The sequence below is a fragment of the Fluviirhizobium alvei genome, assembly GCF_030551875.1.
In the GTDB taxonomy this organism is placed as follows: Bacteria; Pseudomonadota; Alphaproteobacteria; order Rhizobiales; family Rhizobiaceae; genus Rhizobium_E; species Rhizobium_E alvei.
Genome location: NZ_JAUOZU010000007.1, coordinates 438,877 through 463,134, shown reverse-complemented (window position 1 = coordinate 463,134; position 24,258 = coordinate 438,877). Strand labels below are relative to the sequence as shown.

Here is a 24,258-nt window from a genome sequence, read left to right as displayed (position 1 = left end):
CATGGGCGAAGCGTGCGCGGGATATAGCGACGATTTTCCGGGATGGCAAGATGGAAAAACGGGGTTTGGGGCGGTTTCTTCAGGTCGTTATCCCGACCGCCTGGCAGCATCCGCAGAGGCTCATTGTGGCGCGGTTACGCCTATTCGTCACTCGCAGCCACTGGTGCTGCAAGACCGAGAACGGCGCCCAGTTGCAGGCCATCGCCTTCTCTCAGCCAGTCCAGGTAACCTGTCGAGCTCCGGCCTTTTACCAGCGCGGACGCCGGAGACGGCTTGGAGAAAGGAATGTCGCGCCTCAGATCGAGATGGTCGCCGTTGTCAATGAGGTCGCCGTCCGCAATCAGCTGGTCACGAAGTTTCCGGACATTCGCGGGCAGGCTATCGGTCGTCTTCGCATTGATCCTGGACCCAGCCAGCAATGTATAGGCGCCATCCGCGTATCGGAGAAAGGCCTTGTCCTGGGGACGTTTGGGAAGGTGCGTATAGAGGTTGAGGGGTGGGCTTGCGGTCCCAGCAACCACCTCATCATTCCGGCGAGACGCTTGAGGCGACGCCGATGTCCGCTCCTCAACGGAAAAGAAGTCATAGCCCAGGGCCTCGAGGACATAGATTAGATTCCCCAGATAATAGGTCCGCATTGTTGCGATATCGGCGCGCGGCAGGTTTGATCCCGTCGGCGTGTTGCTGTTGGCGACCAGCGCCTTGCCGCTGTTGCGCTTGAGGATCATCCACAATTCGCGTTCCAGCCACTTCACATGCGCGCGCGTGAGATTGTCGTCCTTGCTGGTGAAAATCAGGAACGTATCGAACTCGATCGGAAATTTTCCGCTCGTATAGCGCTGCGAAAAGTCGTCGCTTTCGCCAACATAGATTTCCGGCAGATCATCGTCGGCGCTGGATCGGATCAGGAGATAGACGCATGATCTGGCGAGAACTTCGGCTTCAAGCGCCTTCTTGAAGAACTCCGGCTGGCCGGTGATTGCGACGCCGGTCCAGTTGTCGAGTTCGACCGTCCGCAGACTGCGCGGATCCTGACCGGTGATAAAGATCTTGACGACGCGACCGACCGGATCCACGACGTTCCTCTCCTTGCAGAGCATCAGAGCTCAACTTTATGATGCAACTTCTGTAACACGCCTCTATGGCTTAGTGTCAAACCGACTCGAGTGATTATTGGGATGAAACAGCATGCTCACAGGTGATCCGCTCGAAGGTCGATGAGGTCTGGAATGCCTTCTGGGCGGGCGGGATCGCAATCCGCTCACGGAGATGGCGCAACTTTTGCTTAAAGTTTAGATCTTTAGATTGTGTGTAGCTTATTGGTTGATACGCACGTATAGCATCGGGGATGCTATGCCGCTCGGCAGCGATGATTGCCCAGAACAAGGACGCTGAAATTGACCAATAGCGCAGCAGTCGTCGGGGGCGATCTCACAGGGAATGTGAAAGAGGACGAGATCGTCACGGCATCCGGTCAGTTGACCATCGACGATGTTGATGGAGAGCGGGAGTTCAAGCCGCTTGTCAACGTTCAGATGACCTATGGTGTCCTTTCGCTGACCAAGGACGGCGCCTGGACCTACCAGATGAACACGGTCGATTCCATGCCTGACGGTTGGAATTACGATGACAAAATCGCGGTCGAAACGCTGGACGGGACATTCACATGGCTCACAATCAACGTAAAAGGGACCAATGACGCGCCGACATTCACAACCGGTCAGGCGCTCGCCGGTACTGTAGTTGAAGAGGGAATAGTAACACCGACCGTGTTGGCGGCTGATGTCGACGACGCTGTCTCCTTACTCAGCTTCACATTCAGTGCCGAGCATGGAACAGCCGTTTCTTTGTCTGGTGGCCAGTTCCAATACACGGCCGCTACGGATTTCTATGGAACTGATACGGTGACTGTCACCGTCACCGATCAAAGTGGCGCGTCGGCAACGACAACCTACAGCGTCATCGTGTCGAACGAGTGGGATGCGCCGTTCGGGTCTGACAAAACGGTGACGATAGCGGAAGACAGCAGCCATACGCTTGCAGTCGATGACTTTGGATTTTCCGATTCCAAGGATGCGGGTTCGCAGGTCAATCAGTTCGATGCGGCCATCATCTCTGCGGTGAGCGGCGATGGCGAACTCTGGCTCGGCGATGTCGAACTCGATTTGTCTGGCGGCCCCGTAACGGTATCGAAGGCCGATATCGAAGCCGGCAAGCTTGTTTGGAAGCCGAGCAGCAACGCGACTGGCGAGGCGCATATCACGTTCAATGTGAAGGACGACGCTGATCCCTTGGTGCAGGAGAACACCACATCGGCAGACGCGAACACGCTGACGATCAATGTCACTGCCGTCAACGATGCCCCTAAATTGACCAGTGCGAATGCGGATGCCGAGATCCGCGCCGGCGAAAGCCTGTCATTGAAGATCGGTGATACGCATTTCACCGATGTTGAAGGCGATGACTTGGCCTATGCGATCAAGGTCAATGGCAAAACCATGCCATCATGGATGACGTTCAACACTGCAACCGGCGCGCTTAAGGTCAAGCCGGGCTCGCAAAATGTGGGCGATTATGAAATCACTGTCACGGCATCGGATGGTACGGCCAAGGCCCGCGATACGTTCGAACTCACCGTGCTATATCCAGCCACATCCGGCGACTCCATCGCGCTGTCGAACAGAGCAATCGCTGAGAATTCCAAGGCTGGCGCAGTGATTGGCGCGCTCTCCGGCAAAGATGGCGATGGCCATGACTTCGCCTCGTTCGAACTCGGCAACAATCCGGACAAGATGTTCAGGATTGTCGACGGCGACCTCGTCGTCAACAAGGGGGCAAAATTCGACTTCGAGACAAAGTCGACCTATGCCGTCAAGATCCTGGCGACCGACGACGACGGCATCACGGTGCACAGGACGTTCACGATCACGGTCAAGGATGTCAGAGAGGATCCAAATGGCACCACGGGAAATGACATCCTGTTTGGTGACGCGAAGAACAATCTCGTCGACGGCGGGCTCGGCAACGACAAGCTCACGGGCGGCGAAGGCGCCGACACATTCGTATTCGGCAAGGCCTATGGCAAGGATGTCATCCTGGATTTTCATCGCAAGGAGGGCGATATCATCGATTTGTCCGACGCTGCCGGCATCGACAATTACAGGGATCTTGTTGCCCATCACGCCAGCGAGGTCGGCGACACCGTCAGGATTACCGCTGGCGACGGCTCGGTGTTGATCATAAACCACATGGACCTCGACGAACTGACCAAGGGCATGTTCCAGTTCTGAATGTGCGGCAGCGCTCCGCAGCCGTAGCATCGGATAGCGCACGATTTTCAGAGCGAAGACAAATAGGCCCCGATGCATCGGCGAAAGTCGTTGTCGCTGCGAACAGCGTCTCCCCAGGGGCGTGCTGCAAAGACGCTGTGTTTAGGCGCCAACCACTCCGAGAGTGGCGTCCAGCTGAGACAGACTGCGGGGAGGCAGCCAGGCAGTTCCCACATCTCGGTAGGCTTCCCAGTTCTGATATTGAAACTGTTGCACTCGCTCACCCTGGAAAGGCCAAATGCCGTTTTCTGGCAGCCGTGCGGCTGTTGCTCGAATGATTCTGGCAGAATAATCGCCAAAATGAAAACCAGACGTTGACATTGTGGGTCGAAGCCTCTATTTAGAGTTTATCGATATTTGCTCGCTAGCTTTGGTTACCGCACGATTAGCACCGTGCCTTGAACGAACCTTCCTTTCAAAAATCGCTATCATCATCCGCAGCGCACAAGCGTTGTGGTTTCTCTATTGCTATTGAAAGGGTCGATCATGACCACTGGCACAGTTAAATGGTTCAATTCCACCAAAGGCTTCGGCTTCATTCAGCCTGACAATGGCGGTCCGGATGCATTCGTTCACATTTCCGCAGTCGAACGCTCGGGAATGCGCGAGCTCGTCGAAGGCCAGAAGCTTGGCTACGAGATGGAGCGGGACATGAAGTCCGGCAAGATGTCGGCCTGCAATCTCCAGGCAGCCTGAAGGGTATCTGCTTTCCCTTGACCACGGATGTACTGGCACTGCGAGAGCAAAATACCAAGCGAGGTCAGGCAAATAGCCTGGCCTTTTTTATTGCGGTTTGCCCGGCAAACGGCAGATCAGGAGACATCAATGACTCAAACATACAGCAAGGCGCGGCAAGAGGCCGAAGCCGCTTTCGGCCTGGAGCAAACCGAGTTCTTTGCGCGCGGCCAGGCGATGGAAGCCTTGGATTCGATCGCTTCCGAGCGTGATGCCAAGACCATGCGTTTGCGCGAAGCGCGCAAGGCAAAGGAACTTGCCGACGGCCTGTCGGCAACCGCCAATACCGTCCGCAAGCGGACCGCCAAAGTCTAAGCCTCACCTCACCAGGATAAAGATTTGAAAAACCACAGAAACAACGACCTTGTCGATCGCCGCGCCGCCGCAGCGGAGGCAAAGGCAACACTTGTCAACGTCTACCGTGCCACAATGGAAAACCTGCGGCCGGAACAGATCGCGAGACAATCGGAACGTCTGGCTGCCGCTGCGGCGCGCGAGCAGAGGCGTGAGGAAAAAGAGGCGCTGAAAGCGGCTGAGCGTGCACGCGCGGAAGCGGCGGCGCTCGCGCTTCAAGCTGAAATCGAAGCCGCAAAACACGCTGAAAGTGAAGCGCGCGCTCTGGCGGAAAAGGATCGTATTGCACGCGTGATCGAGGATGAGGCGGCGCGAAAGGCCAAACGCGACCAGCGTTACGCAGCCCGCAAGGCGCGCCAATCCTGATCTTGCGACGGGAGTGAACGGGGTCGATGACGATCCCGATCCTTCCCTAGGGTCAAGACCGGCGGCTCGGCAGCCGGAACAGCGCCGATTGAGGCAAAAGAGCCGCACCTCGGCGGATATTTCCTGCATTGAGTGCCCGGAAGCGGCCCGGTCTGCCTTGACAGATCGCAGGGCGAGGCGTAGAGCCCTTGTCCGATAGTTGCGGATAGTCATGTTCGCGGCATAGTCTTTTTGTTCCTTGGAGCCAGAAGACGTCCACCGGCGGCTTTGTCGCCAGAACCAACCGACTGACAAAAAGACCGTCCGGTCCAGCCTTCGGGCAAAGGATCGAGGCCGGTTCAGAGAACATGAAAGGAAAACAAATGTTCGCAGTCATCAAGACCGGCGGAAAGCAGTACCAGGTTGCTGCCGACGACGTGATCTCCATCGAGAAGCTGGACGCCGAAGCCGGCGCCACCGTTGAATTCAAGGAAGTCCTCGTCGTTGGCGAGGGTGCAAATGCCAAGATTGGCGCTCCGTTCGTCGAAGGCGCGGTCGTTACCGCTGAAGTCGTCGAGCAGGGCCGTTCGCGCAAGGTGATTTCGTTCAAGAAGCGTCGTCGCCAGAACTCCAAGCGTAAGCGCGGCCATCGTCAGCATTTCACCACTGTCCGCATCGTTTCGATCGCGGCGTAAGGCAGTTTCAGAGGACTAAGGAGAAAACCCATGGCACACAAAAAGGCTGGCGGTTCGTCGCGTAACGGTCGCGATTCCAATTCCAAGCGTCTGGGCGTGAAGAAGTTCGGCGGCGAAGTTGTTATCGCCGGCAACATCATCGTGCGTCAGCGCGGTACCCAGTGGCATCCGGGCGCCAATGTTGGCCTCGGCAAGGACCATACGATTTTTGCTCTCACGGAAGGCACGGTTGACTACCGTACGAAAGCCAATGGCCGAGTGTACGTGTCCGTCATGCCGAAAGCGGCAGCAGCAGAGTAAGCCGGCAGCTCTTGAAACCAGCCGGCGCCCCATCGGCCCGGCTGGCTCAGTAGGTCTTTGAAGACCTCCAGGTTCAAAAGGGAAGATGGGTCAAAATCCATCTTCCCTTTTGCTTTTCAACCTAGGAGGCAGTCATGCAAAGTCAATTACTGAAGGAAAGCCAGAGTGGCTTTCCAAGTGAGTTGCGGCCTTTGCCGCAGGAAGCCCTCAGCCCGCTTCTGGTTTCGGAGCGGCTCGTACTGCGCGCACCGGAACAGGCCGATGCGCACGCAATTGCCCATCTCGCCAACAATATCAATGTCGCGTCCAAAGTGTCGCGCATGCCGCACCCCTATACCGCCACGGACGCCGACAATTTCGTCGCCCGCGCGGCTTCGGGCGCGATGGGCAAATGCGTCTATGCCATCACCCGTATCGAAACGCGTGACTTTATCGGCTGCTGCGCTCTTGCAGAACAGCCCGGCGGTCATGGGCTCGAAATCGGCTACTGGCTGGGAGAGCCCTTCTGGAACAATGGCTATGCCACCGAAGCGGCTCAGACGCTGATCGATTTCGGCTTCCGCAATTTCGAGGTGGATTTCATCGATGCCCGAGTCCGGGTGATGAACATTGCCTCGCGCCGGGTCATCCAGAAGTGCGGTTTCCAGTTTCAGGGAACCGGCATGGCGGATTCGCTCGCGCTTGGCGGCATGGTTGCCGTCGAATGGTTCCGGCTTGATCGCAAGACCTGGGATTCCTTGCGGCACTGGGGAGGTGCAAGATGAACGCGCAGGCAAGAATGGCAGCGCCCGCTGCTTACGATGCAAGCCTGACTGGCTTGTCGAACCTGCTGGCGCCGAGTGGAGTCCTGACTGCGGCGAACCAGCCACTGATCCGGACCGGACGGCTTGCCCTGCGGAGACCGGTTGCCTCTGACGCGCCGGCAATCGCCGCGACGCTTGAGAATGGCAAGGTTGCGCGCATGCTGGCCAGGGTTCCGCAACCCTACTATCGCGAGGATGCGGAAGACTGGCTGGCTTCGATGTCAGAACCGGATGCGAAGGGGTGGCATTTTGCCATCACCCTGGGTGGTGTTCGTTCGATATTGACGGCACCGACCCTGTCGGCCAACGGCAATGTTCCCGATCGCATGATCGGCGTTGTTTCGATCGAGTGGAAGGATACAGGTGCTGATCGTGGCTGGCATCTCGGCTACTGGCTCGACGAAGCGCATTGGGGTGAGGGGATCATGACGGAAGCGGCCAATGCTGCGATCGCCCGGTTCTTTTCCGCCAATATGGGGGCGGTCCTGCATGCCGGTGCGCTTGCGGACAATCCGGCTTCGTTCCGGGTTCAGGAAAAGCTGGGCTTCGATGTCACGGGCGTTGGCGAAGCCTGGTGCCAGCCGCGCGCCGAGATGGTCAAGATCATCGAAACCGAACTGACTTTCGGCGGCTATATGCCGATGTGATTGTGTGGGCGGCCTTCGGGCCGCCCACACAATTTGTGGATCAGCCGATTTCCAGCCAGACCGGCTTGTGGTCGGAGCCCGCCGCATCGACATCCACCCAGCCGCCCTTGAGGCGGGGAAGGAGCGTCGGGCTGACGAAGAGATAATCGAGATACTGGCGGATTTCGGGGTGCCCCGGCTCCTCCCAGGTATAGTCGCCATCCTTGCGCCTGCCGAGATGGGCGATCGCATCGATTGGGTCGGTGGCGCGCGGCGTACGGCCGTAATAGAGGTCTTTCGCCCCCACCATCGCGAGATATTCCGGCTGTTCTGGCATCATGTTGAAATCGCCCATGATGACATAATCGTCGGCATGCGGCGGATCGACGAAGCCGAACTCGGCCGTGCCGGTGAGGGCGCCACCCTCGATCCCGTACTGGATGACGCGGTCCTTGAGATAGCGGATCTGGCTGATCCGCTCTTCGGGATTGCGATGGTCAAGATGGACCGAATAGACCCGCAAGGGACCATCGGGGGTGGCAACCAGGCATTCGAGCGCCGAGCGCTGCATGTTCATCTTGTCGAAGGTTCGTGTGCGCGGCAGCAGGATGTTGCGGATGGCAAGGATCGGATAACGCGAGAGAACCATGTTGCCGAATTCGAAATGCCGCATATGCATGCGGCCATCGACGATTTGAGATCCGGCATCCGTTGCAAAGCCGGCACCAAAAGCGTGATGGAATTCGGGGAAAAGGCTGGACATGATGGCCGGAAGATCGACCATCTCGTTGCGGGGAAAGCCGCGGGTGACTTCCTGCAAGCCGATGATGTCGGCATCGCCGAGTTCGGCTGCAATGCGCTGAGGATCGTATTTGCCGTCGAGTCCGATGCCAAATTGAATGTTATAACTCGCAATTTTCATGATATTCTTTGACCTTTCGCAGTGGCCGCTATATCGAACACGCCAAGCGGTTGATGGCAAGCCGTAACCTTTCCGAATGGCAGTCAGATGAAATTTCTCGATCAGTGCAAAGTCTATGTTCGCGCAGGCGATGGTGGTGCCGGCTCGGTATCGTTCCGCCGCGAGAAATTCATTGAGTTCGGTGGCCCGGATGGTGGCGATGGCGGCCGCGGCGGCGACGTCTGGATCGAGACCGTCAATGGTCTGAACACGCTCATCGATTATCGCTATCAGCAGCATTTCAAGGCGCAGACCGGCGTGCATGGCATGGGCCGCAACCGGCATGGCGCCAAGGGCGACAGCGTCACTCTCAAGGTTCCTGCCGGTACCCAGGTGTTCGAGGAAGATGGCGAGACGCTGATCTGCGACCTGACCGAGGTGGGCCAGAAGTTTCGCATTGCCAAGGGCGGCAATGGCGGCTTCGGCAATGCCTATTTCAAGAGCTCGACCAACCAGGCGCCGGACTGGGCCAATCCGGGTCAGGCTGGCGAAGAGAAAACCATCTGGCTCAGGCTGAAACTGATTGCCGATGCCGGTCTGGTCGGGCTGCCGAATGCCGGGAAATCGACATTCCTGGCAACCTGCACCCGCGCGCGGCCGAAGATCGCCAACTATCCGTTCACAACGCTGCATCCCAATCTCGGGGTCGCAACGGTGGACGGCAAGGAATATGTGCTGGCCGACATTCCGGGCCTGATCGAAGGCGCCCATGAAGGGGTCGGTCTCGGCGACCGGTTCCTCGGCCATGTCGAACGGACCCGCGTTCTCCTGCACCTGATCTCGGCGCAGGAAGAAAATGCCGGAAAAGCCTACAAGACCGTGCGGGCCGAACTCGAAGCCTATGGCGCCGGACTTGGCGAAAAGCACGAGATCGTTGCCCTGTCGCAGATCGATACGCTCGATGCCGACAGCCTGAAGAAGAAGAAGGCTTCGCTCAAGCGTGCCTGCGGCCAGACACCGTTTGCCATTTCCGCGGTGACGGGCGCCGGCATGAATGAGGTTCTGCGCGAACTCGCCCGCATCATCGAAGAAAGCAAGGCCGAGGATCCCGATCTGCCGAAGGCCGAAAGCGCCATCATCCCATCGAAGAAAAGGAAGATGGAGCCGATGGACGACGAAGACGATTGGGATAACGAGTATGAAGACGAATAGAAAAGCGCTGACCGACTGCCGCCGGATCGTGATCAAGATCGGTTCGGCATTGCTGGTCGATCGCAAATCCGGTCTGCGCAAGGCCTGGCTCGATGCAATGTGTGCCGATATCGCCGCTCTTGCTGGCCGTGGAATCGAGGTCATGGTCGTCTCCTCGGGCGCCATCGCCATGGGCCGTACCGTTCTCGATCTTGCTTCTGGAACCTTGAAGCTCGAGGAAAGCCAGGCTGCTGCCGCTGTCGGCCAGATCGCGTTGGCCCGTGCCTGGTCGGAAAGCCTGTCGCATCACGAGATCGTCGCCGGCCAGATCCTGCTGACGCTCGGCGATACCGAGGAGCGTCGACGTTATCTCAATGCGCGCGCCACGATCTCGCAATTGCTGAGACTCAAGGCCATTCCGGTCATCAACGAGAATGACACGGTGGCGACCACCGAAATCCGCTATGGCGACAATGATCGTCTGGCTGCTCGTGTGGCAACGATGGCGGGTGCCGATCTTCTCGTGCTGCTCTCTGATATCGACGGGCTTTATACGGCGCCGCCGCATCTCGATCCTCAAGCCGAATTCCTGCCCTTCATTCCGGCCATTACGCCCGAGATCGAAGCCATGGCGGGTGGTGCTGCTTCCGAACTGTCGCGCGGCGGCATGCGCACCAAGATCGACGCCGGCAAGATCGCTACGACGGCAGGCTGCGCAATGATCATTGCCTCCGGTCAGGTCATGAACCCGTTGGCCGCGATCATGAATGGCGCCCGGCACAGCTGGTTCGCGCCATCGGCCGAACCGGTGACTGCGCGCAAGACCTGGATTGCCGGGCAACTGCTGCCGGCCGGGCGGCTTGCGGTCGATGAGGGGGCCGAAAAGGCGCTTCATCAGGGCAAGAGCCTGCTGCCTGCCGGGGTTCGCTCCGTCTCGGGCGAATTTGCGCGCGGCGATACGGTGGCGATCCTGTCGCTGGAAGGACGCGAAATCGCACGCGGTCTTGTCGGTTACGATGCCAGCGAAGCCCGGCAGATCGTCGGCAAGAAATCGTCGGAAATCGAAGCGGTGCTCGGCTATGCCGGCCGGGCTGCCATGGTGCATCGTGACGATCTCGTCATGACGACGGCGCGCCGCAAGAAGGAAAAGCAAAGGGAGGATACCGATGCTTGATGTCGCCCAGGAAAATGTCCGTGACCTGATGCTCGAGATGGGCCGCAAAGCGCGTGCCGCGAGCATGAAGCTAGCCATTGCCACGGCCGAGCGCAAGCATGCGGCACTGGTTTCGATGGCACAGGAAATCATCGCCCGGCAGGATGCCATTCTGGCTGCCAATGCGATCGATCTCGACAATGCGGCAAAATCGAACATGGCACCGTCGATGGTGGATCGGCTGACGCTGAACGAAAGCCGCATTCGCGCGATTGCCGATGGAATCCGCGCGATTGCCGAACTGCGTGATCCGGTCGGCGAAATCATCGCCGAATGGGATCGTCCGAATGGACTTCATATCGAACGCGTGCGTACGCCGCTCGGCGTCATCGGCGTTATCTATGAAAGCCGTCCGAATGTGACGGCGGATGCCGGTGCGCTCTGCCTCAAGGCGGGCAATGCGGTCATCCTGCGTGGCGGCTCGGATTCGCTGCATTCCTCGCAAGCCATCCACCAGTGCCTGGTGAAGGGCCTGAAGGATGCCGGTCTGCCGGAAGCATCGATCCAGATGGTGCCGGTCGCCGACCGTGCGGCCGTCGGCGAACTCCTGACCGGGCTCGATGGTTCGGTGGACGTGATCGTGCCGCGCGGTGGCAAGAGCCTGGTGGCCCGCGTCCAGTCGGAAGCTCGTGTGCCCGTCTTCGCCCATCTCGAAGGCATCTGCCATGTCTATGTCGATGCATCGGCCAATCTCGACATGGCGCGCACGATCGTTCTCAATTCCAAGATGCGGCGCACAGGCATTTGCGGTTCCGCCGAAACGCTGCTGGTGGACAGTGCCGCCATCGGCACGCATCTCATGCCTATTCTCGAAGCGCTGACGGAAGCCGGCTGCGAGATCCGGGCATCGGCGGCCGTTCTCAAGGTCTTCCCAGCCTTCAAGCCGGCGACCGAGGCGGATTGGAGCACCGAATATCTCGATGCCATCATCTCGGTGGCGATCGTCGATGGCGTCGGTGGTGCGATCGCCCATATCAACCGCTATTCGTCACACCATACCGAAGCGATCATCGCCGAGGATCCGAAGGCTGTGGAGCGGTTCTTCAACGAGATCGATTCCGCCATCCTTCTCCACAATGCCTCGACGCAGTTTGCCGATGGCGGCGAATTCGGCATGGGGGCTGAAATCGGCATTGCTACGGGCAAGATGCATGCGCGCGGGCCGGTCGGTGTCGAACAGCTGACTTCGTTCAAATACCGGGTTCGCGGCAACGGCCAGACAAGGCCCTGACAGCGTGGAGCAGGGCGGACTCGATCGGCGCTATCTGATCATGCCGCATGTCGAGCCAGGAATGGTCGTCGGCCTGTTCGGCGGATCCTTCAATCCGCCGCATGGTGGACATCGTCTGGTGGCGGATATTGCGTTGCGCCGGCTGGCACTTGATCAGCTCTGGTGGATGGTGACGCCGGGCAATCCGTTGAAATCGCATCGGGCGCTGGCGCCGCTCTCCGAGCGGCTGGCGCTGTGCGAAGATTTTGCCGAAGATCCGCGGATCCGTGTGACGGCCTTCGAACGGACGCTCGGCTCGACTTACACTGCCCAGGTTCTGGCTGCCATCCGTGCCCGCAATCCCAAGGTCCGGTTCATCTGGATCATGGGTGCGGACAATCTCAAGAATTTCCATCGCTGGCAGAACTGGGAAAAGATCGCTCGGACATTTCCGATCGCTGTGGTCGACCGGCCGGGGGCTACCCTGTCCTTCCTGTCCTCCAAGATGGCGCGTACGTTCGATTACGCGCGGATCGACGAGGATGATGCGCCGCTCCTGGGCCATATGGCGGCTCCCGCCTGGACATTCCTGCATGGACCGCGTTCGATGCTGAGCTCGACCGTGCTCAGGCGCCAGAAGGGCATTATCGGTTAGAGCCGTTGGCTATTCGTCAAGCCTTCGCGCTTCCGATTCGAGCATGATTGGGATGCCGTCGCGGATCGGGAAGGCGAGCCGGGCCTTGGCCGAGACGAGTTCATTGCGTTCGCGGTCCCAGGTCAACCGGCCTTTGGTGAGCGGGCAGACCAGCAACTCCAGCATTTTCGGGTCGGGTTTTGAGATATTCTCGTCCATGACAATCACTGCAGGGTCTTGAGGCCATCGCCGAAGGCTTTTGCCAGCACGATCTCGGTCATGGCCACCAGCGTCTCTGCGCGCGTCTTCAGGTCGTTGGCTTCGAGCAACGCCTGCTTTTCGCGCGGGCTGAACGGCGCCATCATGGAGAGCGAGTTGACGAGCTTGCGGTTCGGGGTCCGCGTCACCGCATCCCAGTCCACCTCGAGCTTGTGGGCATCGAGATAGCTGCGAAACGCCGTGAGCAGACCTTCGCGATCGACCGACGGATCATCATCCGGTTCGCTCAGATCCTTGATGAAGGGAGCGATGCGCACGCGACGGAACGGTTCGGTCTGCGGCAGTTCATCGATCAGACGAAACCGGCAGACGCCGCTCACATCGATCACATAGCGGCCATCGCCTGTTTCACCGAAGGTGGTGATGCGCCCGATCGTGCCCACCTGGCAGAGGGCCGGGTTGCCCGCGGGGCTTTCGGCCTCTTCCGAGAAAACCGGCTGAACGAGACCGATCAGGCGATCGCCCTTGAGCGCATCGTCAATCAGCGCGAGATAGCGCGGTTCGAAGACATTGAGAGGCAGATGGCCCCCGGAGAGCAGCAGGACCCCGGTCAGCGGAAAGATGCCCAGGGTCTTTGGAAGGTCGCTTTCTCCGAGATAGCGGGCGTTACCGACTTGCATGGCATCTCCTCTTTGCGATGCCCAGCATATAGGTTTCTACCAGCCGGCCTTCAAGAAAACAGGACGGCGGAAAGACGCCGGCGTGCCGAAATAGTTGCCGGATCCTTAGGGCCCCAGGCCTCGAAGAACTGCAGCAGCTGGCGGCGCGCGCCATCATCGTCGAAGGAGCGATCCTTTTTCATGATGTAGAACAGATGCTCGACGGCCCCGTCCTTGTCGCCTTCGACATTGAGGATCTTGGCGAGCTTCATCCGCGCTTCGTGATGATCCGGGTTGAGCGCCAGCTCATGTTCGAGCGCGCGCGGGTCGCCGAGCTTGCGGGCTTCCTCGATCTGCGCCAGACGGGCGGAGAGAACGCCGATGGCGGCATCCTTCTTCTGCTCGTCGGTCAGAGCGGCGAGAAGATCGCGCGCCCGTTCCCACTGTCCGGCGGCAATCATGCATTCCGCCATGCCGGCAAGGGCGCCGAGATTCTCCGGATCAGCCTGCATGATGGCGCCGAACATATCGGCGGCGGTGTTGATGTCACCGGCGGCAAGGGCAGCCTTGCCCTGTTCGAGCACGGCGGCAATCTGTTCGGCCTGGTCATCGGCCCCGGCAGGGCCTGCGCCACCGATCTTGTCGATGAAGGCGCGGACCTGGCTCTCCGGCAGCGCACCCATGAAACCATCGACCGGCCGGCCACCGACGAAAGCGACGACGGCCGGAATGGACTGGATGCCGAGCTGGCCGGGAATCGCCGGATGGTCATCGATGTTCATCTTGACGAGCTTGACCTTGCCCTTGGCCTCGTTGACCACCTTTTCGATCACGGGGGTCAGCTGGCGACAGGGGCCGCACCAGGGGGCCCAGAAATCCACCAGAACCGGCTGCGCCATCGAGGCTTCGAGCACGTCCTTCTGGAAGCCGGCCGTCGTCGTATCCTTGATATGGTCGCCCTTGGCCGCACCATTGTTGGCGGAGGCGGTCATCTGGTTGCCGAAGCTGGCCCCGAAAGGATTGTCATAGCCGGTCATGATTTCGTCTCCACAATGATTGGCGGCCCGTCAAAGCCGGAATATCCTGCCCCAATGTCGTATGTCAAACCGTGACTTTCAAGACATTCGCCTTGTGACCGGTTGCCTCGATGAAGCGGATGAGATCCTCGCGCCGGATCGAGGTCGTCGCATCGTTTTGCAACGGATGGCAGTTGATGATCTCGTTTTCCATCAGATCGGCATCGAGAACGATGGTGACATTGTTGCCCTTGTCGTTGAAGACGCCGAACGCGGTCACTGCGCCGGGGATGACGCCGAGATATTCCATCAGCTTTTCCGGCTTGCCGAAGGAGAATTTCGAAGCGCCGCCGACGATCGTATGCACGGTCTTCAGATCCACCGTGGCATTTTCCTCGACTGTTAGCAGGAAATACTGGTCCTTCTTGTCCTTCAGGAACAGGTTCTTCGTATGGCCACCGGGGATCTCGTCGCGCAGCGCGACCGATTCTGCGACCGTGAAAACCGGCGCATGTTGCTTGTTCTGGTAGGCAATGCCGAGCGTATCGAGGAACTGGAAAAGGTCTTCCGCTTTGCTGGGCGAACTTGCATCCATGGTGGCGACTCCTGAGGCTGTTGTGGCGCCTTGATATCCCTGTTCCCTTCGGTCCGCAATGGCGCGGCGTTTTCTTTTGTGATCAAAAAATTCATACAAAACAAATAGATGGAATGTTTTTGTATTTTTTCTGAGAGAAAATGTCATTTCCCTGTTGCATTTCAAAATGGCTTGGGCCATATAGCCCCCGTCGCCGCCGGAACGGCAGCGAACTTCGGTCCAGCCTACCCCGGATCGTCGTAAGTGAGCGGGTGTAGCTCAGGGGTAGAGCACAACCTTGCCAAGGTTGGGGTCGAGGGTTCGAATCCCTTCGCCCGCTCCAATTTTCCAAAAGACGCTTGATAGCCTCGGTTCGCCGGGGCTTTTTGCATTTCTGGTGCGGTTGAAATCGCAAGCGGAAAATAGCTGAGCGAAGGTGCTGGTTACCGAAGGGTTACAGATTCAAAGCGCAGCGGTGATCGAAGTCGCGGTGTCAAGCCGGTTCGTGCCATTTCCCGGTTTGGCGTCGGAGATACCCGATGGATGGTCGATCCATCTTCGGATCTGCTTTTAAAACCGAACGATTTTCCAGCTTACCACGCTCCAAACCTCGATGAGTCTGACCCTAGAGTCGGGCCAGCCGACCGAGGGTGATGCTCATGGTCATTCTGCGATGGATGGCGGTACTCAGTCTGCAACATCCGAGAGAAAGAAAGCAACAGGGGAGAATTTGCCCCTTCTCGTCTCACAGGTTTTCCTTGAGCAGGATTTCGATGCGGATCTTTTCCTGTGCTGCGAGCGGCTCACGGGCGTCTGATCGGGCGCGCATGATGCGAATGGCGCTGCGCACTGCATGGCCCGGATCCTGCGCGATCACGGCATCGATCAGGTCGTCGCGTAGCGCCTGCTCGGTAAAGGGCGTCCGCTCATGCACCACCACGGCAATGCGGCTGAGTTCTACATTTCCGGCAGCAGCAAGGATCGGCACCCGCGCCTCCGAACTCAACACATAGATGCCGGCCACATCGCGATTGCCGGCCAGCACGCGACCAACCACCTGCCGCGTGCGCGCCTCGTCGGCATGGGTTTCGATCGAGGGCAGGCAGGTAAGGTGCGGAAAAGCGCTGTTGATGACTTGATCGAAACCGAGGCGACGCTGAATGCTGTCGAGCGACTGCATGGTTTCGGCAATGACCAGGACTTTTCCTGGCTGCGGTCCTGCAAGCATGCCCATCAGCTTGCCGGCGGTTGCGCCTGCCGCGAGGTTGTCGATGCCAACGAAATCAGCCTCGGGAAGTTTTTCCTGACCGGAGAGAAACTGCACAACCTTGATATTGCGCTCCAGAAGCCGGGCCATCGCATCGCGCACCTGTGGCGACTCGGGTGCCATCAACGCAACACCGTCAACAGCCTCCTTGTCGAGGCCCGAGAGGAGCTTCGCCACACCATGCGCATCGTCAGCCGCAATCTGGCGGCAGGTGATTTCGGTCAGGTCGCCTTTCAGCGCGGCGGTCAGTTCTTCCACATGGCGCAGAAGTTCAGCAAGATATAGATCGCCGCTGGCCGGCAGCAGGAAGAGGAAGCGGTATCGCTTGCTGCGCGCAAGGCTGACGGCTGCCGGGTTGCGCACGAAGCCGATCCGTTCAATAGCGTCGTTGACCAGCCGAGCGGCCTTCGGGCTCACGTTCGGCCGGTCGTTCAAGACACGGTCGACGGTCGCAAGACTGACGCCCGCAGCCTCGGCCAGATCCTTCGCTGTTGGACGCATAATGCCTTCCTGCTGATTTCTTCCCCGCACAGCTTTCCTTCAAAATGCAGCAGAATGCAAGAATTGATGTGCGCACCTCAAAAATAGCTTGCTTTGAGGTGCGCACATCAATTAACGTCGCCCTCGGTTCTGGGAAGCGCGAGCGATTGCGGCCCGTTCCGCTGGAGGAGGTCGGCGAGGGATGAGGGTCCGCAGCCGGCATTTGGCCCGCAAGGGCGTTTCGCCGTCCGCAGGAGACCGGACGGCGCTGGGAGGATGACATGATGAAATCGCTTTACGTGAAAGGCCTGCTTGCTGCCGGAACGGTTGTATCTTCAATGAGCTTCGGCGCTCTCGCGGCGCATGCCGACGAAAAGGAACTGACACTCTGCTGGGCTGCATGGGACCCGGCAAACGCGCTGGTCGAACTCAGCAAGGACTTCGAGGCATCGTCCGGCATCAAGATGAAATTCGAGTTCGTGCCGTGGCCGAACTTCGCCGATCGCATGCTCAATGAACTCAATTCGGGTGGCAAGCTTTGCGACCTCATGATCGGCGACAGCCAGTGGATTGGCGGCGCGGCCGAGAACGGCTGGTATGTGAAGCTCAACGACTTCTTCGACAAGGAAGGCATCAAGATGGATGCCTTCGTGCCGGCGACCGTCACCGGCTATTCCGAATGGCCGAAGAACACGCCGAACTACTGGTCTCTGCCTGCCTTCGGTGACGTTGTCGGCTGGACCTACCGCAAGGACTGGTTCGAACGCCCTGAAATCCAGGCAGCCTTCAAGGAGAAGTTTGGTCGCGACCTGACGCCGCCGGCCACCTTCGACGAACTGAAGCAGGTCGCCGAATTCTTCCAGGGCCGCCAGATCGACGGCAAGACCGTCTATGGCGCCTCGATCTATACCGAGCGTGGCTCGGAAGGCATCACGATGGGCGTGATGGACGTGCTCTACAGCTACGGCTTCAAGTATGAAAACCCGCAAAAGCCCTACGACATGGAAGGCTTCGTCAATTCGGAAGGCGCCGTGAAAGGCCTCGAATTCTACAAGTCGCTCTATGATTGCTGCGTCGCGCCGGGCACGTCCAACACCTACATGGGCGAAGGCATCGACGCCTACAAGTCAGGCCAGGTCGCCATGCAGATGAACTTTGCCTTCACCTGGCCGGGCTTCGAGGCCGATCCGAATGTTGGCAAAGGCAAGACCGGCTACCTCGTCAATCCGGCCGGCCCCGGCGGCGAGAAGTTCGCCCAGCTCGGCGGTCAGGGCATCTCGATCGTCGCCAATACTGACAACATGGACGGCGCCCTGGCCTATATCAAGTGGTTCGCCCAGAAGGACGTGCAGGACAAATGGTGGTCCATGGGCGGTTTCTCGTGCCTGCGTGCCGTGGTCGAATCCCCCGACTTCGCAAAGAGCCAGCCCTATGCGCAGACCTTCCTCGACAGTATGGCGATTGTGAAGGATTTCTGGGCCGAGCCGTCCTATGCGACGCTCCTGCAGGCATCGCAGAAGCGGTTCCATGACTATGTCGTCGCGGGCAATGGCACTGCGAAGGAAGCGCTGGACGGACTGATCGCCGACTGGAAGGAAACCTTCGAGGACGAAGGCAAGCTCTGACCTGAGAAGGGCCCGGCCCCAATCTCTTCCCCGGCAAGGCCGGGGAAGAACCCGAAGCCAGCCGGCACCTCTCTGAAACCCCGAAGCCCGCCGGCGCAGCCCGCGCCTTGCCTTGGTGCCTGAAGGAGCCAGCCATGGCATGCGGCTGCCCTTTGCAAATGTCACACGGATCCGGACGATGATCGACACACCTGCAGACCGCCTCGCCCGCGCCACACCCGAACCGGTCGCAAAGAGAATCCGGGGTATGAGCGACAGGGCCATTGCCTGGATCTTCGTGGCCCCCACGATCTTCCTGCTTCTGTCGATCAATATTTTCCCGCTGATCTGGACAATCCGCCTGTCCTTCACGAACTTCGCCGCGAACAAGCCGAATGCGGAGGTCAAATGGGTCGGATTGCGCAACTACATTCGAATTCTGACCGACGCCGACACTTGGGCGAACATGCAGACGACGGCCCATTTCCTCATCTGGACGATCGTCTTCCAGGTGCTGATCGGCTTCTCCCTGGCGTGGCTGATCAACCGCAAGTTCAGGGGCAATGACCTGGTGACGACACTGATCGTCATCCCCATGATGCTCTCGCCCGCCGTCGTCGGCAATTTCTGGACCTTCCTCTACCAGCCGCAGATCGGTCTCGTGAACTACGCCGTCGAATTCCTGACCGGCATTCCAGCCGACAGTTTCTCGATGCTTGGCCCCGGCGGCTGGGCGCGCTGGGCAATCGTTATCGTCGATACATGGATGTGGACGCCCTTCGTCATGCTGATCTGCCTCGCCGGCCTGCGCTCCATCCCCGATTACATCTATGAGGCAGCGGAAGTCGACCGCGCATCGAAGTGGCGGCAGTTCTGGACGATCACGCTGCCGATGGCGCTGCCGTTCCTGATGCTCGCAGTCCTGTTCCGTGGCATCGAGAATTTCCGCATGTTCGATCTCGTTGTCCTTTTGACCGGCGGCGGGCCGGGCGACGAGACGCTGCTCGCCTCGATCGACCTCAAGCGCGAAGCTTTTGAGAAATGGCGAACCGGCTATTCCAGCGCCTACGCCATTGTCCTCTTCGTCACGGTATTCGGCCTCGCCTCCATCTACGTGAAGGCCCTGAACAAGGTTAAGGAACGATGAGCGCCCATTCCGTCACCGAACCGTCGCCCGCCTCGAAGTGGATTGCCGGCATCCTGGTCGGATTCTACGCGGTGGTGACGCTGATTCCACTGCTCTGGATCATTTCGACCAGCTTCAAATCCGGTCCGGACTCGATCAGCTATCCGCCGAAGGTCGTTTTCCAGCCGACGCTGGAAGGCTATGTGAACCTCTTCACGACGCAGGCGCGCCCCTCGGCGGAAGAACTCGCAAAGCTGCCGGCGCCCACCACCTGGTATGACAAGATCACCCGCGAAAGAGGCATGATCATTTCGGGTCCCTCGCGCTTCGGACAGCGGTTCCTGAATTCGGTCATCATCGGCTTCGGCTCGACATTCCTGTCGATCTTCCTCGGAACGCTCGCAGCCTACGCCTTCAGCCGCTTCAGGGTGCCGCTCAAGGATGACCTGCTGTTCTTCATCCTGTCGACACGCATGATGCCGCCGATTGCCGTTGCGATCCCGATCTATCTGATGTTCCGCCAGCTCGGCCTGTCGGATACCCATCTCGGCATGATCCTGCTCTATACGGCGGTCAACCTGTCGCTGTCGGTCTGGCTGCTCAAGGGCTTCATCGACGAAATACCGCGCGAATACGAGGAGGCGGCACTGATCGATGGCTACACCCGCTTTCAGGCCTTCTACAAGGTGGTGCTGCCGCAGGCGGCAACAGGCATCGCCTCGACTGCGATCTTCTGCCTGATCTTTGCCTGGAACGAATATGCCTTCGCGGTGCTGCTCACCAGCGGCAATGCCCAGACGGCACCGCCCTTCATCCCGACAATCCTGTCGGTTGGCGGCGGCATCGACTGGCCGGCCGTTGCGGCAGCGGCGACCCTGTTCCTGTTGCCCGTGGTCATCTTCACCATCTTGCTGCGCAAGCATCTGCTCCGCGGCATCACCTTCGGAGCCGTGCGCAAATGATGAACTTCCTTGCCCGCCTCAGCCGGTTCCGCCGCTCCGAATGGGAAATGCTGGCCTCGGGCCTGATCGCGCTCGGCGTGGTCATGCTCATGCAACCGCTGTCGCTGACCCTCTTTACCCTCTCCTTTCCGGTGACGCTGATCGGAACCGTCATGTTCATCGTCGTCAGTCACTTTCCGGAGTAAGCCATGGCCCAGATTCGCGTTGAAAACCTGCGCAAGGACTTTGGAGCCTTCAATGCGGTGAAGTCGTCGACATTCACCGTCGAGGACGGCGAATTCTTCATGCTGCTCGGCCCGTCCGGCTGCGGCAAGACGACGACGCTTCGGATGATGGCCGGCCTGGAACTGCCGACCAGTGGCGAGATCTATATTGGCGGGGAAGAAGTCGGCATGAAGCGCGCAAGCGAGCGCGACATTGCCTTCGTGTTCCAGATGTTTGCGCTTTATCCGCACATGAATGTGCGCAAAAACATCTCCTATCCGCTGGTCAGCCAGGGCGTGTCGCGTGCCGAAACCGATCGCCGCGTCGCTGAAGTCGCCCGCATCCTGCAGATCGAACCGATCCTCGACAAGCCGGTTGGCGGGCTTTCAGGCGGCGACCGTCAGCGCGTCGCGCTCGGTCGTGCGATCGTGCGCCAGCCGAAGGCCTTTTTCATGGATGAGCCGCTCGGCGCACTTGATGCCGAGTTCCGCGAACATATGGCAGAGGAGCTGCGCGCCCTGCATGACCGTATGGGGGCGACCACCGTCTATGTTACCCATGATCAGCTCGAAGCCATGCAGATGGGCGACAAGATCGTCGTCATGAACCATGGCGTGATCGAACAGTTCGGCAAGCCCCAGCAGATCTACGACTGGCCAGCCACCAAGTTCGTGGCGAAGTTCATCGGTTCGCCGCCAATGTCGTTCTTGGAGTTCGAAGGCGCGATCGAGGAAGGCGGCAATGCCGTCATGATCGGCGGTTCCCGCATTGAGGTTCCAACCTCCCGCGAGGGCCGCAAAGGCGCGCTTACGCTCGGGGTCAGGCCGGAACATGTCCGGCTTTCGGATGCCGCCAGCCTTCGCGGACGGGTGGCCGCCGTCGAATATCTCGGCACGACGCAGATCGTCACGATTGAAACTGCCTATGGCGAGATCAAGGCGCGGACACTATCGAGTGATGCCATCCGAACGGACGCATCCGTTGGGCTCGAGTTCGATCAACGCTCTCTCACCCTGTTTGATGCGAAAAACGGAAAGGCCCTCCTATCCGCAGCCAATGAAGGAGTGCTCACCCGTGGCTGAAGTTGTCCTCTCCAGCATCAGCAAGTCGTTTGGCGACACAAGCGCAATTGACGATGTGACGATGACCATACCGGACGGTGCATTCGTGGTGCTGCTCGGTCCGACGGGTGCCGGCAAGACGACGCTGCTGCGTCTGGTTTCCGGCCTCGAGACGCAGGACAGCGGCGACATCAGGATCGCCGGCCAGTCCATCGCAGCGCTTACGCCGGCGCAACGCAATGTCGCTATGGTCTTCCAGCAATATTCCCTCTACCCCCACATGACGGTGCGGCAGAACCTCGAGTTTCCGCTGAAGTCGCCGCTTCTGCGCACGCCACAGGCCGTGATCGACCAGAAAGTGAAGGCGATTGCCGAGGTTCTTCAGATCGCCCACAAGCTGGACAACCGGGCAACGGCCCTGTCGGGTGGCGAGATGCAGCGCGTGTCGATCGGCCGGGCATTGGTGCGCAATCCTGAGATCTATCTCATGGACGAGCCACTGAGCTCGCTCGACGCGAAATTGCGCGCCGATCTTCGGGTCGAACTGAAGAATATCCAGGCGAGGTCCGGCGCCACTTTCCTTTATGTGACGCACGACCAGATAGAGGCGATGACCATGGCAACCCATGTCGGGGTGCTCAAGGAAGGGCGCCTCGTCCAGTTCGGATCGCCGCGCGAGATCTACGAAGCGCCGGTCAGCATCTATGCCGCGACCCGGCTTGGCCAGCCGCGCATCAACGTGCTTCCCGCCGACATCTTCCCCGGAGCACCGGCCGGAGCCCATTCGATCGGGCTGCGACCCGAACACATTCGCCATGGTGAGGGCCAGGAAGCGAAGGTGATCCGGGTCGAGCAACTCGGGGATCAGACGCGCCTTCATCTCACCATCGGGGAATACCCGATCATCACCGTCACCGATGCCCACACCGCCCTGAAGGGCGATGGCATCATCAAAATCCTGCCGCACCAGCCGCTTTATTTCGATGCGGCCGGAATGCGCCTCGTCTAAGGGAGGGTTTCATGCCTCAATTCCTCAACAGCAGGGAAAATGCCGTCACCGAGGCAATCGATGGCGTGCTCATGGCCTCGGCCGGAGCCCTGAGCCGCCTCGACGGCTATCCGCATATCCGTGTCGTGGTGCGATCGGACTGGGACAAGTCAAAGGTCGCGATCGTCTCTGGCGGCGGATCGGGCCATGAACCGGCCCATGCCGGTTTCGTGGGGCGCGGCATGCTGACGGCCGCCGTCTGTGGTGATGTCTTTGCCTCGCCGAGCGTCGATGCCATCCTGGCCGCAATCCTTGCGGTCACCGGCCCGCTCGGGTGCCTGCTGATCGTCAAGAATTATACCGGCGACCGGCTGAACTTCGGCCTTGCGGCCGAGCGAGCGCGGGCTTTCGGGCTCAATGTCGGCATGGTGATCGTCGACGATGACATCGCACTTCCCGACCTGCCGCAGTCGCGCGGGGTGGCGGGCACGCTCTTCGTTCACAAGATCGCCGGTGCGATGGCGGAAAACGGCGCCAGCCTCGATACCGTCATCGACACGGCACGTCGGGTGATTGCCAATATCCGCTCGATCGGCATTTCGCTCGATACCTGCACCGTCCCTGGCTCGCCCAAGGAAGCGCGCATTCCTGAAGGCCGCGCTGAACTCGGCCTTGGCATCCACGGCGAGGCGGGTGTGGAGCAGATCGAATATGACGGTGTGCGCGGTGCCGTGGCTGCGATGGTGGAACGGCTTGCCGCGGGTATGGAAGACAAGCCGCATGTCGTACTCATCAACAATCTCGGCGGCACCTCGGTGCTCGAAATGGCCGTGGTCGTCAACGAGCTTGTCCAGTCGGCGATCGGCGCACGCATCTCCCATATTGTCGGGCCCGCTCCGCTGATGACCTCGCTCGATATGCAGGGCTTTTCGATCTCTATGATGCCGGCGGACAAAGCCGATCGCGACCTGCTTGCCAAGCCCGTCGATCTTGCCGCATGGCCGGGCGTGACCGCCATCCGGCCTGTCAACGTCATCGCCCTGCCCGACGGACTGACCCCGATCGCGCCGCTTGCCTCGCAGCATGTGCCGACCCGGCAATTCCTCACCGAGTGCTGCAAGCTTCTGATCGATGCTGAAAAGGAACTCAATGCGCTTGATGCCAAATCCGGTGACGGCGATACCGGCTCAACCCTTGCAAGTGCCGCCCGCGCCCTGATCGAGGCGCTGGACAGGCTGCCGCTGGCCGACCATACCCAGTTGCTGCGCGCCATGGGCCAGGAACTGAGCCAGACGATGGGCGGCTCCTCCGGTGTCCTGCTCGCCATCTTCTTTGCTGCGGCCGGCGACGGCGCCTCAAGCGGGCTGGGGATGCGCGATGCGCTGAAAGCCGGTCTTATGCGAATGCAGGAAATCGGCGGAGCATCACTCGGCGACCGCACGATGGTCGATGCGCTCTCACCCGCACTCGATGCCTACGACAAGGGTTTCGCCGCCGCCGCGAGTGCAGCCAGGGCAGGCGCCAACCTCACCGCCACCTATGTCAAGGCTCGAGCCGGACGGGCCGCCTACATCAATGCGCAGCAGCTCGAAGGACATATCGATCCCGGTGCTGAGGCTGTCGCGCGCCTCTTCGAATTCCTCGCGCGACGCCATGGATGATCGCGGTGCAAGGCCGCCGGGTGATTGAACGCATCCGGGGCTTTTTGCATTTCGGGGATTTGGCTAGCCGTGAGATGAAGTTCAGGTGACGGCAAGCCCGC

The 24,258-nt window shown here is 59.8% G+C and carries 26 protein-coding genes and 1 tRNA gene; 20 read left to right on the top strand and 7 right to left on the bottom strand.

Annotation, left to right across the window (positions count from 1 at the left end; genetic code table 11):
- Positions 1-140: 140 nt before the first annotated feature.
- The gene (locus tag Q4481_RS11495; RefSeq protein ID WP_304376485.1) at positions 141-1,076 is read right to left on the bottom strand and encodes a DUF4357 domain-containing protein; all 936 of its coding nucleotides are present in this window, start codon (positions 1,074-1,076) and stop codon (positions 141-143) included.
- A 321-nt stretch (positions 1,077-1,397) separates the two neighbouring features.
- Between Q4481_RS11495 and Q4481_RS11490 the strand changes: the two genes are divergently transcribed.
- From Q4481_RS11490 to Q4481_RS11455, 8 genes are all read left to right on the top strand, one after another.
- Complete coding sequence (locus tag Q4481_RS11490) at positions 1,398-3,290, top strand: Ig-like domain-containing protein (protein WP_304376484.1); 1,893 nt, start codon at positions 1,398-1,400, stop codon at positions 3,288-3,290.
- A 525-nt stretch (positions 3,291-3,815) separates the two neighbouring features.
- Positions 3,816-4,025, top strand: coding sequence for a cold-shock protein (locus Q4481_RS11485; RefSeq protein WP_304376483.1), 210 nt, complete (start codon positions 3,816-3,818; stop codon positions 4,023-4,025).
- A 129-nt stretch (positions 4,026-4,154) separates the two neighbouring features.
- Entirely contained in the window at positions 4,155-4,379 is a 225-nt protein-coding gene (locus Q4481_RS11480; RefSeq protein WP_304376482.1) for a hypothetical protein, read from the top strand.
- A 24-nt stretch (positions 4,380-4,403) separates the two neighbouring features.
- A complete protein-coding gene (locus tag Q4481_RS11475) occupies positions 4,404-4,784 on the top strand; it encodes a DUF6481 family protein (RefSeq protein WP_304376481.1) in 381 nt (126 codons plus the stop codon).
- 362 nt (positions 4,785-5,146) lie between these two features.
- Positions 5,147-5,458 (top strand): 50S ribosomal protein L21, encoded by a 312-nt coding sequence (rplU, locus tag Q4481_RS11470; RefSeq protein WP_304376480.1) that lies wholly within the window; start codon positions 5,147-5,149, stop codon positions 5,456-5,458.
- 30 nt (positions 5,459-5,488) lie between these two features.
- On the top strand, positions 5,489-5,758 hold the full coding sequence (gene rpmA / locus Q4481_RS11465) for a 50S ribosomal protein L27 (RefSeq protein ID WP_304376479.1): 270 nt from the start codon (positions 5,489-5,491) through the stop codon (positions 5,756-5,758).
- 134 nt (positions 5,759-5,892) lie between these two features.
- A complete protein-coding gene (locus tag Q4481_RS11460; protein ID WP_304376478.1) occupies positions 5,893-6,522 on the top strand; it encodes a GNAT family N-acetyltransferase in 630 nt (209 codons plus the stop codon).
- A 14-nt stretch (positions 6,523-6,536) separates the two neighbouring features.
- Positions 6,537-7,208, top strand: coding sequence for a GNAT family N-acetyltransferase (locus Q4481_RS11455; RefSeq protein WP_304376477.1), 672 nt, complete (start codon positions 6,537-6,539; stop codon positions 7,206-7,208).
- 40 nt (positions 7,209-7,248) lie between these two features.
- Here the strand turns inward: Q4481_RS11455 and Q4481_RS11450 are convergent, their stop codons facing one another.
- Positions 7,249-8,109 carry an endonuclease/exonuclease/phosphatase family protein gene (locus Q4481_RS11450; RefSeq protein WP_304376476.1) on the bottom strand — a complete coding sequence of 287 codons (861 nt, stop codon included), beginning with the start codon at positions 8,107-8,109 and terminating at the stop codon, positions 7,249-7,251.
- An 87-nt stretch (positions 8,110-8,196) separates the two neighbouring features.
- Here Q4481_RS11450 and obgE point away from each other — a divergent pair, with 87 nt between their 5' ends.
- From obgE to Q4481_RS11430, 4 genes are read left to right on the top strand one after another with little or no spacing between them, the layout of a single operon-like run.
- On the top strand, positions 8,197-9,300 hold the full coding sequence (obgE, locus tag Q4481_RS11445) for a GTPase ObgE (protein ID WP_354542198.1): 1,104 nt from the start codon (positions 8,197-8,199) through the stop codon (positions 9,298-9,300).
- Positions 9,287-10,453, top strand: a complete 1,167-nt coding sequence (gene proB, locus Q4481_RS11440) for a glutamate 5-kinase (RefSeq protein ID WP_304376475.1) — start codon at positions 9,287-9,289, stop codon at positions 10,451-10,453. Before obgE ends, proB begins: the two co-directional genes overlap by 14 nt.
- Positions 10,446-11,723 carry a glutamate-5-semialdehyde dehydrogenase gene (locus tag Q4481_RS11435; protein WP_304376474.1) on the top strand — a complete coding sequence of 426 codons (1,278 nt, stop codon included), beginning with the start codon at positions 10,446-10,448 and terminating at the stop codon, positions 11,721-11,723. Before proB ends, Q4481_RS11435 begins: the two co-directional genes overlap by 8 nt.
- Positions 11,724-11,763: 40 nt before the next feature.
- Positions 11,764-12,357 carry a nicotinate-nucleotide adenylyltransferase gene (locus tag Q4481_RS11430; RefSeq protein WP_304376595.1) on the top strand — a complete coding sequence of 198 codons (594 nt, stop codon included), beginning with the start codon at positions 11,764-11,766 and terminating at the stop codon, positions 12,355-12,357.
- Positions 12,358-12,366: 9 nt separating this feature from the next.
- On the opposite strand, the gene Q4481_RS11425 is transcribed toward Q4481_RS11430, so the two are convergent.
- The 4 genes from Q4481_RS11425 to Q4481_RS11410 all read right to left on the bottom strand — a co-directional run bounded on the left by Q4481_RS11425 (position 12,367) and on the right by Q4481_RS11410 (position 14,825).
- Positions 12,367-12,555, bottom strand: a complete 189-nt coding sequence (locus Q4481_RS11425; RefSeq protein ID WP_304376473.1) for a Trm112 family protein — start codon at positions 12,553-12,555, stop codon at positions 12,367-12,369.
- Positions 12,556-12,560: 5 nt separating this feature from the next.
- Entirely contained in the window at positions 12,561-13,235 is a 675-nt protein-coding gene (locus tag Q4481_RS11420; RefSeq protein WP_304376472.1) for an LON peptidase substrate-binding domain-containing protein, read from the bottom strand.
- A 50-nt stretch (positions 13,236-13,285) separates the two neighbouring features.
- A complete protein-coding gene (gene trxA / locus Q4481_RS11415) occupies positions 13,286-14,251 on the bottom strand; it encodes a thioredoxin (protein ID WP_304376471.1) in 966 nt (321 codons plus the stop codon).
- A 64-nt stretch (positions 14,252-14,315) separates the two neighbouring features.
- A complete protein-coding gene (locus Q4481_RS11410; RefSeq protein WP_304376469.1) occupies positions 14,316-14,825 on the bottom strand; it encodes a prolyl-tRNA synthetase associated domain-containing protein in 510 nt (169 codons plus the stop codon).
- A gap of 247 nt (positions 14,826-15,072) precedes the next feature.
- Here Q4481_RS11410 and Q4481_RS11405 point away from each other — a divergent pair.
- Positions 15,073-15,147, top strand: a tRNA-Gly gene (locus tag Q4481_RS11405).
- A gap of 402 nt (positions 15,148-15,549) precedes the next feature.
- On the opposite strand, the gene Q4481_RS11400 is transcribed toward Q4481_RS11405, so the two are convergent.
- Complete coding sequence (locus tag Q4481_RS11400; protein ID WP_304376468.1) at positions 15,550-16,572, bottom strand: LacI family DNA-binding transcriptional regulator; 1,023 nt, start codon at positions 16,570-16,572, stop codon at positions 15,550-15,552.
- 317 nt (positions 16,573-16,889) lie between these two features.
- On the opposite strand from Q4481_RS11400, the gene Q4481_RS11395 reads away from it, so the two are divergent.
- From Q4481_RS11395 to Q4481_RS11365, 7 genes are all read left to right on the top strand, one after another.
- Positions 16,890-18,176, top strand: a complete 1,287-nt coding sequence (locus Q4481_RS11395; protein WP_304376594.1) for an ABC transporter substrate-binding protein — start codon at positions 16,890-16,892, stop codon at positions 18,174-18,176.
- Positions 18,177-18,354: 178 nt separating this feature from the next.
- Positions 18,355-19,302 (top strand): carbohydrate ABC transporter permease, encoded by a 948-nt coding sequence (locus Q4481_RS11390; protein WP_304376467.1) that lies wholly within the window; start codon positions 18,355-18,357, stop codon positions 19,300-19,302.
- Positions 19,299-20,243, top strand: a complete 945-nt coding sequence (locus tag Q4481_RS11385; RefSeq protein ID WP_304376466.1) for a carbohydrate ABC transporter permease — start codon at positions 19,299-19,301, stop codon at positions 20,241-20,243. Before Q4481_RS11390 ends, Q4481_RS11385 begins: the two co-directional genes overlap by 4 nt.
- On the top strand, positions 20,240-20,428 hold the full coding sequence (locus Q4481_RS11380; RefSeq protein ID WP_304376465.1) for a hypothetical protein: 189 nt from the start codon (positions 20,240-20,242) through the stop codon (positions 20,426-20,428). Before Q4481_RS11385 ends, Q4481_RS11380 begins: the two co-directional genes overlap by 4 nt.
- A gap of 3 nt (positions 20,429-20,431) precedes the next feature.
- Positions 20,432-21,529: an ABC transporter ATP-binding protein gene (locus Q4481_RS11375; RefSeq protein ID WP_304376464.1), complete on the top strand. Its 1,098-nt coding sequence runs from the start codon at positions 20,432-20,434 to the stop codon at positions 21,527-21,529.
- A complete protein-coding gene (locus Q4481_RS11370; RefSeq protein WP_304376463.1) occupies positions 21,522-22,517 on the top strand; it encodes an ABC transporter ATP-binding protein in 996 nt (331 codons plus the stop codon). Before Q4481_RS11375 ends, Q4481_RS11370 begins: the two co-directional genes overlap by 8 nt.
- 11 nt (positions 22,518-22,528) lie before the next feature.
- A complete protein-coding gene (locus tag Q4481_RS11365; RefSeq protein WP_304376462.1) occupies positions 22,529-24,157 on the top strand; it encodes a dihydroxyacetone kinase subunit DhaK in 1,629 nt (542 codons plus the stop codon).
- Positions 24,158-24,258 lie beyond the last annotated feature (101 nt).

What these genes read in the sequence shown, in the direction of transcription:
- Q4481_RS11485 (WP_304376483.1), top strand. Translation starts at nt 3,816, where the DNA reads ATGACCACTGGCACAGTTAAATGGTTCAATTCCACCAAAGGCTTCGGC.
- Q4481_RS11480 (WP_304376482.1), top strand. Translation starts at nt 4,155, where the DNA reads ATGACTCAAACATACAGCAAGGCGCGGCAAGAGGCCGAAGCCGCTTTC.
- rplU (WP_304376480.1), top strand. Translation starts at nt 5,147, where the DNA reads ATGTTCGCAGTCATCAAGACCGGCGGAAAGCAGTACCAGGTTGCTGCC.
- rpmA (WP_304376479.1), top strand. Translation starts at nt 5,489, where the DNA reads ATGGCACACAAAAAGGCTGGCGGTTCGTCGCGTAACGGTCGCGATTCC.
- Q4481_RS11460 (WP_304376478.1), top strand. Translation starts at nt 5,893, where the DNA reads ATGCAAAGTCAATTACTGAAGGAAAGCCAGAGTGGCTTTCCAAGTGAG.
- Q4481_RS11455 (WP_304376477.1), top strand. Translation starts at nt 6,537, where the DNA reads ATGGCAGCGCCCGCTGCTTACGATGCAAGCCTGACTGGCTTGTCGAAC.
- Q4481_RS11450 (WP_304376476.1), bottom strand. Translation starts at nt 8,109, where the DNA reads ATGAAAATTGCGAGTTATAACATTCAATTTGGCATCGGACTCGACGGC.
- obgE (WP_354542198.1), top strand. Translation starts at nt 8,197, where the DNA reads ATGAAATTTCTCGATCAGTGCAAAGTCTATGTTCGCGCAGGCGATGGT.
- proB (WP_304376475.1), top strand. Translation starts at nt 9,287, where the DNA reads ATGAAGACGAATAGAAAAGCGCTGACCGACTGCCGCCGGATCGTGATC.
- Q4481_RS11435 (WP_304376474.1), top strand. Translation starts at nt 10,446, where the DNA reads ATGCTTGATGTCGCCCAGGAAAATGTCCGTGACCTGATGCTCGAGATG.
- Q4481_RS11430 (WP_304376595.1), top strand. Translation starts at nt 11,764, where the DNA reads ATGCCGCATGTCGAGCCAGGAATGGTCGTCGGCCTGTTCGGCGGATCC.
- Q4481_RS11425 (WP_304376473.1), bottom strand. Translation starts at nt 12,555, where the DNA reads ATGGACGAGAATATCTCAAAACCCGACCCGAAAATGCTGGAGTTGCTG.
- Q4481_RS11420 (WP_304376472.1), bottom strand. Translation starts at nt 13,235, where the DNA reads ATGCAAGTCGGTAACGCCCGCTATCTCGGAGAAAGCGACCTTCCAAAG.
- trxA (WP_304376471.1), bottom strand. Translation starts at nt 14,251, where the DNA reads ATGACCGGCTATGACAATCCTTTCGGGGCCAGCTTCGGCAACCAGATG.
- Q4481_RS11410 (WP_304376469.1), bottom strand. Translation starts at nt 14,825, where the DNA reads ATGGATGCAAGTTCGCCCAGCAAAGCGGAAGACCTTTTCCAGTTCCTC.
- Q4481_RS11400 (WP_304376468.1), bottom strand. Translation starts at nt 16,572, where the DNA reads ATGCGTCCAACAGCGAAGGATCTGGCCGAGGCTGCGGGCGTCAGTCTT.
- Q4481_RS11395 (WP_304376594.1), top strand. Translation starts at nt 16,890, where the DNA reads ATGAGCTTCGGCGCTCTCGCGGCGCATGCCGACGAAAAGGAACTGACA.
- Q4481_RS11390 (WP_304376467.1), top strand. Translation starts at nt 18,355, where the DNA reads ATGATCGACACACCTGCAGACCGCCTCGCCCGCGCCACACCCGAACCG.
- Q4481_RS11385 (WP_304376466.1), top strand. Translation starts at nt 19,299, where the DNA reads ATGAGCGCCCATTCCGTCACCGAACCGTCGCCCGCCTCGAAGTGGATT.
- Q4481_RS11380 (WP_304376465.1), top strand. Translation starts at nt 20,240, where the DNA reads ATGATGAACTTCCTTGCCCGCCTCAGCCGGTTCCGCCGCTCCGAATGG.
- Q4481_RS11375 (WP_304376464.1), top strand. Translation starts at nt 20,432, where the DNA reads ATGGCCCAGATTCGCGTTGAAAACCTGCGCAAGGACTTTGGAGCCTTC.
- Q4481_RS11365 (WP_304376462.1), top strand. Translation starts at nt 22,529, where the DNA reads ATGCCTCAATTCCTCAACAGCAGGGAAAATGCCGTCACCGAGGCAATC.